The organism is Bacteroidia bacterium, assembly GCA_027493955.1.
Taxonomy (GTDB): domain Bacteria; phylum Bacteroidota; class Ignavibacteria; order SZUA-365; family SZUA-365; genus JAOSJT01.
In genome coordinates this window covers 3438650-3455938 of the sequence record JAOSJT010000001.1, presented here as the reverse complement: position 1 = coordinate 3455938, position 17289 = coordinate 3438650, and the positions used below count along the sequence as shown (strand labels likewise).

The window sequence follows — 17289 nt, the reverse complement described above, 5'->3', positions numbered from 1 at the left end:
TTGCTACCTTTGTAATTGAGGTTTTTTATATCAACATTCGGGAAGCGCCATGTCTGATGAACAACATCCTGCGCCGCAGGAATTCGAGTACAAGGCGGAGATGAAGCAGCTTCTCCACCTTATCATCCATTCGCTCTATACACACCCCGAGGTGTTTTTACGCGAGCTTGTGTCCAACGCCTCCGACGCGTTGAACAAGGTCCGCTTCATGCAGGTCACCAATACGCCGGTGTTGCATCCGGACACCGAGCTGAAAATCAGCATAAACGTCGATACGACACAGCACACCATCAGCATCGAGGACAGCGGTATCGGCATGACCCGCGACGAGCTGATCGATCGCATCGGTACGGTCGCCAGCTCGGGCACGCTGGACTTCCTCCGGACCGTGAAGACCGCCGGCGGCAGTGTGGACGGCGGAGAACTGATTGGTCAGTTCGGTGTGGGTTTTTACTCGGTGTTCATGGTCACCGATGAAGTCACCATAGAAACCAGGCACGCGGATCCGGATTCGAAGGGCTATCGCTGGAAATCGAAGGGTGAAGGGACGTTCACCATCGAGGAAATCGAAAAGCCGGAACGTGGGACACGCATTTCCTTCACTCTGAAAGAAGACGCGCATGATCTGGCCGAGGACTATCGCCTTCGCTCCGTGATCAAGAAATATTCGAATTTCGTGGATTTCACGATTTACATCGGCACAGAGCGCGTGAACTCCGTGAGCGCACTGTGGCAGAAAAAGAAAGACGATGTCACGAAAGAGGAACGGGATGAATTCTACAAATTCATCGCGGCCGATTTTCGTGAACCGATGGATTCACTGCATCTGAACATCGAAGGCCGAGTCAACTTCAAGGCACTGATTTTCGTCCCCTCCGCTTCACCGTTCGGCTACTTCGATCCGCGCGAAGAGAAATCGTTGCATCTGTACATCCATCGCGTTTTCGTTCAGGACGATTGCAAGGAGTTGCTGCCAGAGTATCTGCGCTTCGCCCGCGGTGTTGTGGATACCGAGGATCTGCCGCTCAACGTCTCGCGTGAGGTAACGCAGTCCAGCCCCGTAACCGCCAAGATTCGTGAAGTGCTCACGAACCGCATGCTCGGTATGCTCGAAGACTGGAGCAACACCGATCCTGAGAAATACGCTACCTTCTTCAAGAATTTTGGCAACTACCTCAAGCTCGGCATCAACGAAGATTACGCAAACCGGGAGCGCATCAGCAAACTTTTGCGTTTCGAAACATCGAAAACCGATGCGGGCAAGTACACCTCGCTCCGCGATTATGTAGCAGCCATGGGCGAGGATCAGAAGGAGATCTACTTCCTGACCGCCGAAAGCCGTGACATTGCCGTCAAGCATCCCAACCTGGAGTACTTCCGCAAATACGCCATCGAAGTGCTGTTCTTCATCGATCCGGTGGATATTTTCACCGTCACCAGTCTGGACGAATTCGAGGGGAAAAAGCTCGTCTCCATCGAGAAAGCGGATATCAGCATCGGGAAAGATACAGAACAGGCGGAAGACGCGGTCAAAGGCCGTACCGCGAAAGATCTGCTGTTGCGCTTCAAGGAAATTCTTGGAAATCGCGTCGAAGACGTCATCGAATCGCGGCGCCTGGTGGACAGTGTGGCGACATTGGTCGTCGGTAAACAGGGACTCGATGCGCAAACCGAGCGCATGATGCGCATGATGGACAAGAATTTCAGTGCCGGGAAAAAAATGCTGGAAGTGAATCTGGCGCATCCCCTGGTGCGCAATCTTGCCCGCATTCATCAGCAACAACAGGACGATCCTGTTCTCACCGATGCCGTGGAGCAGATCTACGCCGCGGCATTACTGGTGGAAAATAATCTGGAGAATCCGATGGACTTCGTGCGCCGAATGACGGATTTCATGGAGCGCGCAACGCGCGCGGAGAGCTGACGGACGATTGCAGAGAGATCAGAAACGAAACACCCCCCGGAGGCGAATCGGGGGGTGCTTCGTAATCAACGGAGCCCGGGGCTACCGTTGCAACAGCATGGTGCGGTACTGTACCGCGGCACCGCTGCTGAGCCGCATCACATACATACCCTGCGACAATTGATTCGTTTCGAAGGGAACGCTGTAACTACCCGCAGAGATGGACGCATCGAAAATGGTGGCGATGCGCCGCCCAAGCACATCGAAAAGCTCGAGCCGTACGGGCTGCGGGGAACCCGTGCTTTTAAGAGAGAAGCGAAAGATCGTCGAGGTAGACGCCGGATTCGGGACATTCTGATCGAGACGCAACGTAAAGGGAAGCGCTGAAGCAAGCGGTGGTGTGGACAAGGTTCCGTATTGCAGAACGTACCCCTGCGCGGGCAGCGACTGATTGCAGGCATTGACGGCGATGGTCAGTTGCCGCTGTGCTGCCGCAGGATCGGGAGTCTTGTAGCTGATGGTGTATTCGTCGAAGCCGCGACCGATAAAATTTGCTATGGTCGAGAAAATAAGCCGCAGTTGTGTTGGATCCGGCGTCTGGAAATACAATCCGCCGGTAAGCTGGGCTATCAGCTTGAGTTCGGATTCGTTTATCGAGGTGCCCAGACCTACAGTGAATACCCGGATTCCGCTCTGATTTGCTTTGGCGATGACACTCGCAGGGGAAGACGTGCTGGAATTGTCCCCACCGTCGGTAAGCAGCACCACCGCGCGTTTGGGATTGACACCATTTTGCGCTACCTCCGTCAGTCCTGCGTACGCACCGTCCCACACTGCCGTCGCGCCGCTCGCGTAGAGTGCGTCCACCGCCGCGTGCAGCATTGGTTTGATCGTTGTCATCTGCTGATAGAGGGTGACGGTGTTCGTAAAGAACAACACCGTCATTTCATCGAGCACGCCATCCATGAGATCCACGAAATCGTGTCCGGCGCTCCTTGCTCCTGCATTACCGGCGCCCACCATGCTGCCGCTGGCATCCATCACCAGCGCCACGGAGATGGGATAGCGTGCGGTGGGCGAGGCATGCTCGATAATGGAGAATTCCTCCACCGGCGTACTGTTTTCCGCGATCTGCAGTTGCGAAGGGGACAAGGTATAGAGAGGCTCACCGTTACAGTGAATACGCAAGGTGAATTGCACCTCATCTGTACCGGCCTGCATTCGCGCAGTAGTGAGGAGTACCTGATCCTGTGCGTTCAGTATTCCTGACGCGAACAGAATGAGGAAAAGTGCGATAATGCGTTTCATGACGGTGCTTCCTGTATTGTTGTGATCCGAACTTCCGGTAGCCGTTCACGTCTTCACAGATAAAGGTCAGGGTGTCTTCAAGCGATGAACGATTTCGCGGTATACATCGCTCACGCTGCCATGCGAAGGCAGGCGGTAATGCTGGCCTCCGCTCTCCATGGCGATCTCCGCCAGCTTTGCTTCGTCTATGCTGATGGCCATCGAAATTGTGTATATCGGAACGCCCATGGACTGCGCAAGGGAGATGATTTTCGTTGGCGTGCCGGTGCTGCTGCTGTTGTCGCGCGTTTCGGTGATGACGATGAGCGCCTGTCGCTCATGTGTTCCGCGTGCCTGCAGTTCCAGCAAACCCGTGAAAATTCCATCCCACATGGCGGTGGCACCGAGTATCGGCAGCGCGTTGACGGCTGTGCGCAGCGTCGGGACGTTCGTGGTCATCCGTTGAAAGACGGTTACCACGGAATTGAAAAAGACCACGGCGCTTTCATCCGACTGCCCGTCGAGCGAATCCAGAAAGGCCTGGCCGGCATCTTTCATCGTCTGATTCAACTGCGGGGAAATGCTGCCGCTGCCGTCGAAGACAAGCACGGCGGAGAAGTGCGTCGCTGCTACTCCGGTGTCGACGGGGAGCACGACGGACACGGGATCACACAACTGCACCGCTACGGCTTCCGATACCTTGTCGATATACTCCTTCCGCGGGGTATCGATACCCAAGGGTGAATCACAGGCACTGGTGCTCGCAACCGCCCATGCGGAAAGAAGGACGACAAGGAAGCGGCGTAGCCTAGAATTCATAGCGGAGACCGTAGGTAAGCCCGAGTTTTTTCGTGTCAAACCATTTATTCTGGAACTTGTATGCGAGTATGGAACCCTCGGCACCGATGAGCAAAGAAATCTTCTCGAAGGGTTTTACCGCTACGCCCAGGCCGGCTCGTGCAAGGGGTCCGAGATTGAACGCCGCGCCGGCTTGAATCTGTGCGTAGGGATGCATGAGAGGCAGCACTTCTCCCGCAGTGAGCTGATACACCGCTGTGGCGCAATACACCACGGGGCTTTGTTCGTAGCGCACGACAGCGCCGCGCAGCGTGCCATCGAAGCTTTGCGGGAAGATTTCCCTTCCGAATTCCACACCGAGGGCGTGATACCGCGAGAGCGGGTACAATGCGCCGATATGCAGGTTGTTCATGAGCAGCTCGGAGGACGCTCCGAAGGTGCCTGCGGGACTGGACTGCGATGCTGTGTTACGCAGGTAGAACATCATTCCATCCACCGGCATGCGCAGGAAACTGACGTAGGGGATGAAAGGCGCTCGCAGGCCGCGCAGGTCCGGCTCGCCGCGTTCGCCAAAGGCAGCGGGAGGCAGACATTCGATTTCGACGAGTTGTTCCGGCTGCTCTTCGAACGCGGTGGGCTTTGGCAACTCCTCCAGGACTGGTTGGGAGTCGGATACGGACCTTCCTTGGCGTGTGTCGGCTGGAGCTGACGAAACAATATCGCCGAGTGGCGCGGATTCCTCGATGTTCAGCGTCATGACGGGCGCAGCGGGTACGCCGGCGTCGGCGTAGATCTGCTGATCCGTACTCGTGAAAAGTGTGGAAAGGAGCATCGAGGTCACGACCGCGAGTATGGCCGATCCGGAGGCGAACCAGATCTTTCCCGCACCGGAGGCGGCAGCGGTAGTGGCTGCAGGGATGCTGAAGCCGAGTGCGCCGAATATGGCCGCTGTTGCCGCGGCGGGAGGAGTAAAGGCCTGCGTATCATGCTGCACAGCTTTACGAATGGCGAGATGATCCTGCATCTCGGCCCGGAGCGCACCGTCCTCGGAGAGCATGCGAAAAAGCGCCTCTTCATGCGGGCCGTCCAGCTCGCCGTCGAGGTAGGCATGCAGCATGCGCGATTCCATAAAATCCGTGGGCTCTGTCATTTCTTCGTCTCTATTCCTGATGTTTCATTCGTTGGTCAGTGCGCGGCATCGGCAAGGTACGGGGAGAGTATCTTGCGCAGACGCTGTTTGGCCCGGAAAATGCGGACCTTGACATTGGTAAGCGATGTATCGAGAATTTCAGCGATCTGATTGTAGGAGAGGCCTTCGTATTCACGGAGCACGAAGGCTTCGCGGTAGTCGTCGGGCAGCATTTCGAGCGCGGTGGTGAGCATGCCGAGCAGCTCCGAGCCATCCAGTGCACCGGGTCCGGCAAGTAATTCGATACTTTCGATGTCGATAGCATGTTTTTTGTTGCGCCGGTGATTCAGTATCAGATTCCTGGAGATTTTCAGAATGAAACCGATCACATTGCTCATCGAATCCACGCGTTTGGCGCTTTCATAGAACCTGAGAAAGGTTTCCTGGAAAATATCCTGTGCTTCGTCCGGGTCGGAGGTGCATCGGTAACAGTAGGCATACACGCGTCCCGCGTACCGGGCGTACAGCTCGGCGAAGGCCTCTTCCGCAACCTTTTTGTCTCCTGCCAGGCTGAAGAACAGGTCCACGTCCGGTATGTTGGCCGTTTTTTTTCCGGACATCGTGCAGGTTCTCTGTATGCGTGGGGCGGTTGCAGGGTGCCGTCCGCCTTGAAGTCACCTATGAATAACACATGAAGGGGCCGAAGGTTACAGCCGCCATACTTTTTTTTTGAGAAATGGTAAAACTGAGGTGTTTTTCGAGACTCTGCGCTTCGATTTTGACAAGTTCCGACTCCCTCCCCATTTCATGCAGCCTAGATGCCTGCTGAATCCCTGAATTTAGGTTTATTCCAATGGGGCGACATTAACGCAGAACGATGAAGCGCGTCACCGTGGACGAATTCGTGCCGGCAACACGTATATACCAGGATCCAGCGCTCAAATCACGTATATCCAGGTGCAAAAGACGGAGACCTGAAAACATTTCACCCCTGGCGAGGACACGAATTTCTCTGCCCAGCATGTCGTGCAGGGTCACGAGGATCTGTCCACCGAAGGACAATTTGAGAAACATCGAGATGCTGCCGGCTTGTGCGGCTTTGGACACCGGATTAGGGAAAGTGAAAAAGGTGTCTGCAACCGCGGGACCTCTCAGAACAGACAAGACAGGGCTTCCCTCGACCCTGCCGGAATCTATTGCGAACACCCAGGGGTTTGTCGATTTTCTGAAGGCGGAGAGCCCCAGTGAAAATGGGATTCCGTTCGGTATTGCTCCGAGATCGACCACGACAGCATTGGGCGCCGTCATCGCGACAGGGGGAATTATGAGAGGCGGGGGAGTAATCTCCGCGTGGAGGATCTCGGCAAAGGAGCGGACACTGTCGGAAAACGTGACGAGGAAACGCTTTTCGTCCATCTGTTCAGCGGAAAGCACGGTCAGGGGACGTCCGTCATCCCACATGATTGCTGGATCGCGCCAGAACACATCGTCATTCATGGTCCACATTCCGCCAAACGCGGCGACACGCCGCTGTATGCTCACGGTGTCGCGCAAATTAAATGGAGTCCATGCCGTCTCCGCGAAATAGGCGAGCCGCGGCAGCGTGTTTTCGTACGCGGTTTCGGGTGAGGGTGACGACTCCGACCACAAACAGGCCTCCACACCGAGTACGCCATCGGGATCGATGTTCAGAAGCTGCGCCGGTGCGGGATCGAAGAAATAGGTTTTTAGGCCGGGTGTCACATCGTGGCCGTAGTCGAAGTAGGTGTAACGATAGTGTGAAATGATGGTTTTATGACTCGCGAGCAGCGCTTGTTCGGCGAGGTTCATATCCTGCCAGATCTGTATGATGGCACCGGGAGGACCTCCGGCGATCATCATTTCGTTCCACCCGATCACCTTTTTTCCATACCGCTGGACGATGGCCGCCGCCCGATGCATGAACCAGCTCTGCAGCTCATGCTCATTGGCGAGGCCTTCGGCGACCCTCCGCTGTTTGCACGCGTCGCAATTGTTCCAGGCCTCGTATAAAACCTCGTCTCCGCCGAGGTGAATGTAGGGACCGGGAAAGAGCTCCGCGATTTCCTGAATAACGCCGTCGACGAAATCGAACGTGGACTCGCGTCCGGCGCAGAGTACGGTGCCGTGTATTCCCCAGGTGTTGGAAACTGGGACGGGAAGCTGCGTGCATCCCAGTACGGGATAGGAAACGAGCGCGGCGGTGCTGTGCCCGGGCATGTCTATCTCCGGTATCACCATGATGAAGCGCTCCGCCGCGTAGGCAATGATGTCGCGCATGTCGTCTTTCGTGTAATACCCGCCGTACATATCGCTGCCGCGGTCGCGCCATGCGCCGACTTCAATGAGCTTCGGAAAACGGGTGATCTCCGGTCGCCAACCCTGATCGTCCGTCAAATGCCAATGAAAGCGGTTGAGTTTCAACAGTGCCATGCGGTCGAGCATGCGTTTGACGAAATCCACGGAAAAGAAGTGTCTGCTGCAATCGAGCATGAAGCCGCGCCATTCGAAACGGGGTTCATCGCGTATTATCGCGCACTGCACAGGGATCGCCGCGAAGCGGTAGCCGCCCATCAGTGAGGCGGGCAGGAGTTGCCTCAACGTCTGAAGGGCGTAGAAGGCACCGGTATCGCTCCGCGCGTGAATGCGCAGACCTTGCGGCTCGATACGGAGCTCATACCCATCACGATGGGAGACGCTCGTGTCCAGTACGAAGCGTATCGCGTTGCCCGCACGGGTGTTGGCCTCGTCGGTGTCGATATGGACGGACAGCGGCATGCCGGTCCATGCGGGAAGCAGTCGCGCCTGTTGTTCCATGGCGGGATGCGCGAGTATGACACAGTCGGCATGCAGCAGAAAGTACCCGGGAAGCGTATCGGCGGACACGGGCAGCGGGATCACGGGAAGTGGTTGCGCATCGACAGGAAGGCCCCACAGCGACAGGCACAGGAGAAAAACGATGCGTGGGAGTATCAATGGCGTGACGCGAACAGGTTGAGATTGCATACAGCGGATCATCCCGGAATTTGTACAATGAAGGTAGCGGTTTTTCTCCTATGGATGACACGCCAGCGTTGCTTTTCATTCCCGGGAGCGGAAAGAAAATTACTTACTGACGGGGTGCCGGGCACGGAGCGAATGGAGAGCGGAACCAATGGTGCGAAGCGTCGGCATCCCGAGGCGGCATATATATCGGTGATGTCCATCGCTTTATTCCGCCGGGCTCTCCGCGTTGAATTCATCAGTATATGTTTCCATGAGGTCATCGCAACAACCCAAGCCGCAAGGAATGCGATTTTGAGGATGGAATGATTGCCAATCCTTCTCCTGCTTACCTTTCACCAACCGACTACGTAGCGCCCGCCTCCTGAAACAGTACGCCTCTCTCGTTTAACGTTTCACGTTTCACGTTTCACGTTTAACCTCCCAGTAACTTTTCGGTGTCTCATGTGTTATTCTTACTCCGGAAAGACTTTGGTCTTATCCTTCTCGTGCCGTGCGTCTCGTCCTCACAGGAGGGTGCAAATTGTTTATTGATGGGAATTATTTCCTGTTTGATGTGTCATCCGTATGTATGATGGACTATTCGCAATATGCCGCACCGCCCGGAATGGCGGATATTTTCAAACACAATAAGGAGGTACTCATGGTACTGCTTCCTTTCGCGGTCGCGCGCGGGGCTCCATGCCGCCGCGTCGCGATGCTCATGTTCTGCTTTTTACTGTTACAGCCGTTGTGGTCCGTTACGGCGCAGATTCCCTCCGACGCCGGTGGCGGATGGAGTTCGATAGCGGATGCTCCCGACACCTATCAAATCCAGATCTGGCTCACGTTGTACAAGACGCAGAATCCTGGTTTCTCGGCCTGGAGCTGCGCGCTGGGCGATATCAACGGCGACGGGTATGACGATTTCGCTGTATCCTCGAAGGCGGACACGACGTTCATTTTTCTCGGCGGAGACCCGTTGAGCAAGGACCCGGTGCTGATGCTCCCCGGCGGGGGCAGCGCGCAGATATCGGCGGATTTTAACAACGACGGGCGTATGGATATCGCCAATGCGGTGCGCTATGCCAACCGCGAAATGGATCCCGACCGCCGCGGTTGTATCCGTATCTATTACCAACGCGCGGAGGAGCCGTGGTTCGCGGCCGAGCCCGACGTGCTGTTGCGCGGCGACTCCGGCAAGTACTGGGGATCCTGGAGCCATCAGGATGGCCAACCATGGCGCCCTTCCCTGCAGGCGCTGGATTACAATGGAGACGGATGGATGGATCTGTTGACGACGGAAAATACCGGACAGCAATTCCCGCGCAGACGGATGCTCCTCTTTCTTGGCGGCCCTACCTTTCCGGCGGAGCCGTCGGTACGGATAGATTGTATCCACGCATCGACCTACACGGATACCGACTCGCCATTGGACGTCATGACGGGCGATATCAATGGAGACGGCTGCGACGATTTCATGGTGCAAGTCAGCTTCAGTATTGACGCCATGAAACGCGCGTATGTCTGGGATCTTTATCTCGGCAACCGCTCGGGTCTGGCCACTACGCCATCACGCGTGCTGCGCTCGGACAGCGGCTGGGTTCCGAAAATGCTCTGGAGCGCGATTTATGACGTGAACGGTGACGGCTGTGATGATATCGTGGATGGCAACGCGCATCGCAAGTACGGCGACCCTCTGGTCTTTCTCGGCTCGGCCGAGCTCCCGGAAACAATACTGCCCAACGACTCGATACGCAATCCGTGGACGGATGTCAACGGTTTGATCAGTCCCATGAGCATCCATCCCGTCGGCGACATGAACGGCGACGGCACGCGCGATCTGTTCATAAGCTGGGCCACCCTTCCGGTTCCCGATGGCCTTCTGTACTACCTTTTCCCCATGTCCAACGCGGGTCTCATCCGACAACCGACGGGACACTTCGGCACCATAGTATCACTCGATAATATGCAAGGTGGCGCCTACGACATTGGTGATGTCAACGGAGACGGAATCGACGATATCATAGTGCTGGGAAAAGGGGGGAGCCAAGGACCACTATTTCTGGACCATAAATTCCAGATCTACCTCGGCACCAGGAAGTTGCTCACCGAAGTTGCGGCGGTGCCACGACCTACGCAGCTCGATCTGACGCTGTACCCGAATCCGGTGACGCTTGCTGCGGGTGCGATAAACGTCACCGTATCCGGCGGCGCTGAGGCGCCATTGTATCTGGAAATCCGCGACATGCTCGGCCGCGTTTTGGCGACGCATGAGTTTCTGTCCGACGGCTCGACGCAAACCTATCTCCTGCCCATAGCCGGCCTCGTGCCCGGCAACTATCAACTCTCATTACGCCAGGGCAACAACCTGACACACCGTACCTTCACTGTTCTGTAATACCACCCGGAGCAAAGTTATGAAGTACCTCGTGTTTCTCCTTTTTGCGTGCTGCACATGCGCGCATGCACAGGATCCGGATTTCTGGATCGGCGCGTACGGAGTTTCGCCGCATTGGAATCCGATGACCAGGAATTGCAACTCAGTCCGAGGCGTACTACCGGTCACTCCACAACCTCCTCCGGAAGCGCCTCCTCCGACAGTGCGGAACTGTCTGACAACCAACACCATAGGTCTCGCTCGCACGCTTGGGCTCAACCTCATCGGTGTTTCCATTGAAACGGAATTGGCAGCGGTGGATCATGTTGAGCGTGCGCGTAATCCATGGGGCAATAATGCCGTCCTCGACGTTGTTGAAGCGGCGGCCGCCAACGACCTGCGCTCCTCCATCTACGACGGCCGGTTGAGCGAGCGCTTCAAAGGCGAACGCATCATGCTCCATCCCGAGTCGGCGGACGATTTCGACAATCGAAGTTCAATCCTCTTGTCTAACGAGACGGAATTCCGAGATAGGGAGTTCATTGGCAACCCTTGGTCCACAACGCTGTTGCAGCGCTCAGGTGACGCAATGAACTGCGTACGCATGGGTCAAAGCGGCAGTGTGGTCAACGGCATCACCCTCGACCGTATACGCGAGATGTCGGTGTACAGGGATTGGAGCCCGCCAACCCCGCTCCCGCCTATCAGCGCCTCCATCATCTGAGCAGCGTGCAATTCGACTCCGCCAGAGCGCTCGGCCTCAATCTGGCCAGCATTCACGTCCATGGCGATTTCGCCCTGCCCGAGCCCAATACCGCGCTTGGAATCAGCCAAAACGCAACCCTGCCATATCTCGCCTTCACCGACTGGGGAATGCTCACGGCTCTCAGCGGCCAGCGAATCATACTGCATCCGGAGGCCGCAGGAGATTTCGGTAATTTTTAGGGTGGCCTAAAATAGTATGAAGCGAAAAAGTGAGAGCGCTCGTCGATTTGCCCGATTATCTATTATGGTATAATACACTCCACAGTAAAGAGATTCCCATGAATTTTTTCACTACTCCTCTTTTCGCTTTGCTCGTGTTCACCATTGCCGCCTGCGACAGCGGCGAGGTAAATACTCCTTTCCCGTTGCAACCATCCGCCCCTGCCGAACTTCGTGCCGCGTCAGGAAGTGCCGCCTTGTTCCTTTCCTGGAAACATTCATCGGATGTGGACCATCCCGAATTTGCCGGGTATCGCGTCGCTGTACGGTTGTCTGGGGACAGCGTCCGACAACAGCTCGATCTTGACAAGGACAGCAGCGTTCTCGTCACTGGATTGACGAACGGAAAGTTGTATACGGTCGACGTATTTGCTCGGACGATGGCAGGGACGCTCAGCGCCACATATGCTTCTATCGAGTGGGCACCCGCCGAGCGGCGTGCACAAGACGCGGCAAATCAGCCGCTCCGCGTGTATGCCGTCACGGCCACCGGGTATCCTGCGGCGGTGGACCTGTGGACGCCGGATTACGGCACCGAACTTCTTCACCTGAATACCCCTGCCTTCCGCGAACGCGCGAGCTTGTACGTCCATACGATTGGCATCGGCTCAGCTCTTATCATCCGCAGTCCCGAGCTCGCCTTCGATCCCGGTCCCCGTACTCGCTTCGCGGATTGGACGAACAGCGCGTATGCGGCCGAGGCCAACAGTCTCAACGAGCAGCTCGCCTCCTCTCCTCCCGACACAGCCGCCTACACCGCGACATTCATCACGCTTCCGAACGGCACGTATCCGAAGGGGCGTGTGTACTTCGGAAAACTGCTGCGTCCCGGCGGCGACATCTATTTCCGCATGCTGGTCAAGCGCGGCCCGAACGGTCGCATGGTGCAGGGCATAGGCGACAATCGCTATATCGAAATCGAGGTGAGTGTTCAGAGCGTGGCGGGGAATCACTTCGCGAAGCGGGGGTAAGGCGGCGAACACAGGCGCGGCGCGACACGGAGAGTGTCTGAGGCAATCTGCAGTCGACAACGTGACAATGCAGACGCGCAGGGCGAAAAATCAAACGCTTGCTTGCGGGATGGTGCGGAACTCGCGTAACCGGCGATATCCATGTTCCGTCGTCTCCATCACTTTGTATCTGCGCGGCTTGGTCAGGTCCGGTCAGGATCGGGCAGGATCGGTCAGGAATTCGTCCAACTGTCATTTCTCGCTTTTTCTCTCTACCTTTACAGGTTGCGAACATTGGGCGTTCAAACTCCACGTGCTGTCACGCAGAATCGAAACAGTCATACTTCTGATCATCGACGGGTTCATGGTGAACCTGGCCTGGGCGTTGTATTACTATGTGCGCGTTTCGTCGGACATTTTCGCCACGCCCATACAGCCGATGTTCTGGACGCCGATGGTCGCCATCGGGCTGTTCTGGCTGCTGCTTTTCCTCTTTTTCGGTTTATACCGGCCCTGGTACGCGGAATCGCGCTTCGATGAGCTGATTACCGTCGCAAAAACCATCACCGCCGGAACGGTGGTGTTGTTTTTCCTCATCTTCATTGACGATACGCTGACCAACGATCCCGCCACCTCGCGCCTGTTGATCCTCATTTACCTCGTGCTCATGATTGGCCTCACGAGCACAGGCCGCCTGCTCTACCGCACCATATTGAAGCGCATGACTCTCGCCGGTATGATAACGCGGGACACGCTCATTGTCGGCTCGTATGAGCAGTCCCGCGAGCTGTTCGACCAGGTGCTGGAGTATCCTTCGCTGGGCTTCAAGGTGATCGGCTACGTGAGCACGGGAGAGATTACGCAGCCCACCCGCGTTCCCTTGCTCGGCAATGCGGAGCAACTTGACGATGTGCTCCGGCAACACCCCGTGCAGGAGGTGTTAGTCGCGCTGCCCTCCACCGAGCACGAGGCTCTGATCGACATCATCGGCCGATGCAGCAATCACAATGTGAAAATCAAGATTCGTCCGGACATGTACGATATCATCTCCGGACAGGCGCGAACAAATCAGATTTACGGCTTCCCGCTCATCGAAATCACCCCGCAGCTCATGCAGCCGTGGGAGCGCGTGGTGAAGCGTCTGATGGATATCGTGGTGTCGCTGCTCGTGCTATTGATCGGACTTCCGCTGTGGCTGCTGCTGTCCGCGCTGATCAAATTCACATCGAGAGGACCGGTGTTTTACCTTCAGGATCGTGTCGGTAAAAACGGAAAGATATTCCGCATCGTCAAGTTCCGTTCGATGTTTCAGGATGCCGAGAGTAAAAGCGGGCCACGCTGGGCTGATCGCGACGACCCACGTGTGACGCCGGTGGGTCGTGTATTGCGCCGTATGCATCTGGACGAGATTCCGCAATTCATCAATATCCTGGAAGGGAGTATGAGTCTCGTGGGGCCGCGCCCGGAGCGTCCGTTTTTCGTGGAGCAGTTCATACGTGAAATCCCGCTGTACCGCAGGCGTCTGAATGTGCGGCCGGGTCTGACGGGTTGGGCGCAGGTCAAGCACAAGTACGACGCTTCGATGGAGGATGTGCGCACCAAGCTGCGCTTCGATCTGTTTTACATAGAAAACATGTCGGTGCGCATGGATGTGAAAATCCTGATTCACACCTTTTTCCGCATGATCACCGCGAAGGGACAAGCGTGAGGCCGCTGCGACTCAGCGGACGTTCGCCGGCCAGCGAGGCGCTTCCATCCTATCCCGAAGCGGAGACGAGTTCATGAGGGCGATGGCGGCGTTGGTGAGCACAATCCCCGCAAGGAAGTTCTGGATGCTGGTACTCGGGACGGGGCTTCTGCTGCGACTCGGGGCAGTGCTGTACTTTGGTGATCTGCGCAGTCCGCAGCTCTACGAAACGGGCGGTATTGCGCGTCACCTCGTGGCGGGCAAGGGCTACAGTACGGTGTTTCCGATTCTGCACGCCGATTATGGACATGTGCCGCGTGTGTATGAGGACGCTACGCCATCGGCCTTCACTCTGCCCGGATTTGTGCTCGTCGCGGCTGGTGTGTTTTACCTTGTCGGGGAAAACAGCATTGCGTACGTGCTGCTGTACCTGTTGAATGTTACCGCCGGACTGCTCGCGGTGGTTTTTATTTCGCGCGCGGCCGGTGTGCTGCTTGGCGAGGGTGTGGCACGCTGGACCGCGGTGTTGACCGCGCTTTATCCCGGAGTGGTAGTGTCCGTGGCCACCTTCGGGGGCACACCCTGGTATCACCTGACGATGGGTCTTGCCCTCTGGATGTTTGTCCGCGTGCCGCGTAACTCCTCCGGTACCGGTGCCGCGGTACTTGCGGGTTTGGCCGCCGGAATGTGGACGATGTTTCGCGCCGAGGGTTTCGCCGCGTCCATATTGCTGCTGTTCTGGCTGGGTTGGAGAAGCGAATGGAGGCGGAGCGCGATAGCGTTTGCGATGCTCATCGTCGTCTGCGCGCCCTGGGCGCTGCGCAACACCGCCGCGCTCGGCAGTTTTGTTCCTTTTACCACCAATGTCTGGCTGAACGCCTGGCGCGGCAATCATCCGGAAGCGAGCGGCGGCAGTTTCAAGGCGACGGGCGGCGCAAACTGGCTGACGCCGGAATTGCGTAGCGAAATCGAAGCGTTGCCCCGCGATCGCGGTTATGAACTCGCCGTGATGGATGTATATCGCCGGGAAACGCTGAATTTTATCAAAGCTGATCCGCTGCGGGCGACCGGTCTGTATGCGCGCAAGCTGCTCATGTTTTTGAGCATAGACTGGTCGGACAAGCGGGCGCGGTCGCCGCTGTACTGGGTGCCGCACGCATTGCTCTCCATCGGCGCATGCATCGGAGCGTGGCTGTTGTTCCGTCGGCGTATCGACGCGCTTCCGCTACTGCTCATAATCGGCCTCAATGCCGTCGTGGTATCCGCGCTGCATATCGAGAGCCGCTATCAGATGGTACTGGCGCCCTTGTACATCATTCCCTGCGCGTATGCCGTTCACACATGGTTTCGGCAACAGACAGAGGATACCCCCGCGAACGGAACGACAATGAAAGGTATTCAGGCATGAAAGCGAGACTGAAGCATTTCACAGGCGGCGCGATGCTCGCGTTGTTTGTCCTCTCCTTCACGGCGGAACGGCTTCATGCGCAGGCGGAGCATGTTCCCGCCGCGCATCCCGTGTATCAGTTTCTCAACAGGCAGCATGTACAAGGAAATGTGGAGGGCTACTCCCGCGCCTGGCTTCCGATGGAACTGAAACAGGTGCGTACTTTTCTGCTCGAGCTGCGCAAGCGCGGCGACCTGCTGTCCGACACCGAGCGCCGGATACTCGCACGCTATGAGGACGAATTTTTTGCCGGCGCACTGGACGCTCCTCCTCCGCGCAGCATAGCGCAGGCCTCCATCCCCGGCATGGCGGCGGCGGTGTTTTCCGATTCCACCACGCATTTCTATGCCTGGCGCTCGGCTACTGGAGAATCTACCATGTTCATGGAAGCGCTGGCGTCACTCGAATACAGGACGATGTTATCCGATCAGGGTAACACGAATGTCACGCTGGGACAAATTGGCGGGCGTTTCCGGGGGACGCTGGGCGGATTGCTGGGTTACTCCCTGACTGCCACCAACGGCATGGCCTCCGGGAACCGCTCGCTGGCTTTGTCCGATCCGCAACTGCGGAAGAACTTCAACTTTGGCGCTCTGGACAAGGAATACTTCGATCTGACGGAAGCCGTGCTGTCCATGAGCTGGGACTGGGGATCGGCTTCGCTCGGGAAGGAGACGCGTTTTTCCGGCACCGGCCGCTCGAATCAACTGCTGCTGAGCAACAATGCGGCACCGTTCGACGCGGTGCACGTGGATGCGCGCTTCGGCGCGGTGCGTTTCAGTTTTCTGCATGGGGCACTGCTTTCGGAATTCACACGTCTGCCGGAGGGCAAACCGTATTACGACGCCAAATATGTGTCCATGCACCGCCTCGAAGCCGATCTGTTGGATTTGTTGCGTCTGGGGGTGTTCGAAGCGGTCATCTATTCAGGCCGTGAAATGGATCTGGCGTATCTCAATCCCGTCAATTTCTATAAATCGGCCGAGCACGCGGGCGGCGACAGGGACAATCCGATGCTCGGCTTCGAGCTGTCCACATTGGGCATTGACGGCCTTGAGCTCTACGGAAGCTGGCTGATAGACGATGTTGATTTCAGTCTTTTGGGAAAGAGCTGGTGGGGAAACAAGTTTATTCTCCAGGCGGGTACGACCCTTTCCTCCTTGTTGCCGGAGTGTGACATCACCGTCGAGTATTCGCGCATCGATCCCTATGTCTACACACATCGTTACATGGGGAATCAGTACACACATGATCGCGCGGCGCTGGGATTTGAGCTGGCCCCCAACAGCGACGAATTGTATTTCGGCCTGGATTACTGGGCCGGTGCGGATCTGCGTCTCGGTGCCGCGCTTCAATTGCGAAGGCATGGCGCAAACGAGGTGGACTCCGAGGGAGCCATCATCGTCAATCATGGCGGCGATATATACCATTCCATGATTGATGGGCGTGACTCCGATATCGCGCCTTTCCTCGCCGGTGTGCGGGACAACAGCACCCTGCTGACGGTGACGGGGGTGTGGGAGCCATGGCGCGATATTTTCGTGAAGGGGACGTATCGTTTTCGCGATCGGGATTCAGACGTGTCGGGAAAACGGTCGGATCATTATCTGTCGTTGCTTCTGGACGTACGCCTGTGATTTGCGAAATCGAGGATGACCCCGCTTGTGATAATGCGACAACTCTTATCCGAATAGGGCAAATCGACGGTAGCATGGGGACCGTGC

At 56.8% G+C, this 17289-nt stretch carries 13 protein-coding genes; 8 read left to right on the top strand and 5 right to left on the bottom strand.

The features are described from left to right. Positions 1-49: 49 nt before the first annotated feature. A complete protein-coding gene (gene htpG, locus M5R41_13215) occupies positions 50-1924 on the top strand; it encodes a molecular chaperone HtpG (GenBank protein MCZ7557354.1) in 1875 nt (624 codons plus the stop codon). A gap of 81 nt (positions 1925-2005) precedes the next feature. Here htpG and M5R41_13210 read toward each other — a convergent pair whose 3' ends face one another. From M5R41_13210 to M5R41_13190, 5 genes are all read right to left on the bottom strand, one after another. Further along, a complete protein-coding gene (locus tag M5R41_13210) occupies positions 2006-3211 on the bottom strand; it encodes a VWA domain-containing protein (GenBank protein MCZ7557353.1) in 1206 nt (401 codons plus the stop codon). A 66-nt stretch (positions 3212-3277) separates the two neighbouring features. Further along, the gene (locus M5R41_13205) at positions 3278-4009 is read right to left on the bottom strand and encodes a VWA domain-containing protein (GenBank protein MCZ7557352.1); all 732 of its coding nucleotides are present in this window, start codon (positions 4007-4009) and stop codon (positions 3278-3280) included. Continuing rightward, complete coding sequence (locus tag M5R41_13200) at positions 3999-5138, bottom strand: hypothetical protein (protein MCZ7557351.1); 1140 nt, start codon at positions 5136-5138, stop codon at positions 3999-4001. The genes M5R41_13205 and M5R41_13200 overlap by 11 nt, the downstream gene beginning before the upstream one ends. A 35-nt stretch (positions 5139-5173) precedes the next feature. Next, complete coding sequence (locus M5R41_13195) at positions 5174-5737, bottom strand: sigma-70 family RNA polymerase sigma factor (GenBank protein MCZ7557350.1); 564 nt, start codon at positions 5735-5737, stop codon at positions 5174-5176. 244 nt (positions 5738-5981) lie between these two features. Further along, positions 5982-8141: a family 20 glycosylhydrolase gene (locus M5R41_13190; GenBank protein ID MCZ7557349.1), complete on the bottom strand. Its 2160-nt coding sequence runs from the start codon at positions 8139-8141 to the stop codon at positions 5982-5984. A 640-nt stretch (positions 8142-8781) separates the two neighbouring features. Between M5R41_13190 and M5R41_13185 the strand changes: the two genes are divergently transcribed. The 7 genes from M5R41_13185 (at position 8782) to M5R41_13155 (ending at position 17202) form a co-directional block, all read left to right on the top strand. Next, positions 8782-10518: a T9SS type A sorting domain-containing protein gene (locus tag M5R41_13185; protein MCZ7557348.1), complete on the top strand. Its 1737-nt coding sequence runs from the start codon at positions 8782-8784 to the stop codon at positions 10516-10518. A gap of 19 nt (positions 10519-10537) precedes the next feature. Continuing rightward, positions 10538-11221 carry a hypothetical protein gene (locus M5R41_13180; GenBank protein ID MCZ7557347.1) on the top strand — a complete coding sequence of 228 codons (684 nt, stop codon included), beginning with the start codon at positions 10538-10540 and terminating at the stop codon, positions 11219-11221. 5 nt (positions 11222-11226) lie between these two features. Continuing rightward, positions 11227-11442: a hypothetical protein gene (locus M5R41_13175; GenBank protein ID MCZ7557346.1), complete on the top strand. Its 216-nt coding sequence runs from the start codon at positions 11227-11229 to the stop codon at positions 11440-11442. A gap of 98 nt (positions 11443-11540) precedes the next feature. Next, positions 11541-12452: a fibronectin type III domain-containing protein gene (locus tag M5R41_13170; protein MCZ7557345.1), complete on the top strand. Its 912-nt coding sequence runs from the start codon at positions 11541-11543 to the stop codon at positions 12450-12452. Positions 12453-12744: 292 nt separating this feature from the next. Beyond that, complete coding sequence (locus M5R41_13165; protein MCZ7557344.1) at positions 12745-14139, top strand: sugar transferase; 1395 nt, start codon at positions 12745-12747, stop codon at positions 14137-14139. Between the two features lie 73 nt (positions 14140-14212). Continuing rightward, complete coding sequence (locus tag M5R41_13160; GenBank protein MCZ7557343.1) at positions 14213-15526, top strand: hypothetical protein; 1314 nt, start codon at positions 14213-14215, stop codon at positions 15524-15526. Then, positions 15523-17202 carry a capsule assembly Wzi family protein gene (locus tag M5R41_13155; GenBank protein MCZ7557342.1) on the top strand — a complete coding sequence of 560 codons (1680 nt, stop codon included), beginning with the start codon at positions 15523-15525 and terminating at the stop codon, positions 17200-17202. The genes M5R41_13160 and M5R41_13155 overlap by 4 nt, the downstream gene beginning before the upstream one ends. Positions 17203-17289: the final 87 nt, after the last annotated feature.

Excerpts from the sequence above, each read along its gene's own strand:
- M5R41_13205 (MCZ7557352.1), bottom strand. The coding sequence starts at position 4,009 with ATGAATTCTAGGCTACGCCGCTTCCTTGTCGTCCTTCTTTCCGCATGG.
- M5R41_13170 (MCZ7557345.1), top strand. The coding sequence starts at position 11,541 with ATGAATTTTTTCACTACTCCTCTTTTCGCTTTGCTCGTGTTCACCATT.
- M5R41_13200 (MCZ7557351.1), bottom strand. The coding sequence starts at position 5,138 with ATGACAGAGCCCACGGATTTTATGGAATCGCGCATGCTGCATGCCTAC.
- M5R41_13190 (MCZ7557349.1), bottom strand. The coding sequence starts at position 8,141 with ATGCAATCTCAACCTGTTCGCGTCACGCCATTGATACTCCCACGCATC.
- M5R41_13180 (MCZ7557347.1), top strand. The coding sequence starts at position 10,538 with ATGAAGTACCTCGTGTTTCTCCTTTTTGCGTGCTGCACATGCGCGCAT.
- M5R41_13160 (MCZ7557343.1), top strand. The coding sequence starts at position 14,213 with ATGAGGGCGATGGCGGCGTTGGTGAGCACAATCCCCGCAAGGAAGTTC.
- M5R41_13155 (MCZ7557342.1), top strand. The coding sequence starts at position 15,523 with ATGAAAGCGAGACTGAAGCATTTCACAGGCGGCGCGATGCTCGCGTTG.
- M5R41_13185 (MCZ7557348.1), top strand. The coding sequence starts at position 8,782 with ATGGTACTGCTTCCTTTCGCGGTCGCGCGCGGGGCTCCATGCCGCCGC.
- M5R41_13195 (MCZ7557350.1), bottom strand. The coding sequence starts at position 5,737 with ATGTCCGGAAAAAAAACGGCCAACATACCGGACGTGGACCTGTTCTTC.
- M5R41_13210 (MCZ7557353.1), bottom strand. The coding sequence starts at position 3,211 with ATGAAACGCATTATCGCACTTTTCCTCATTCTGTTCGCGTCAGGAATA.
- htpG (MCZ7557354.1), top strand. The coding sequence starts at position 50 with ATGTCTGATGAACAACATCCTGCGCCGCAGGAATTCGAGTACAAGGCG.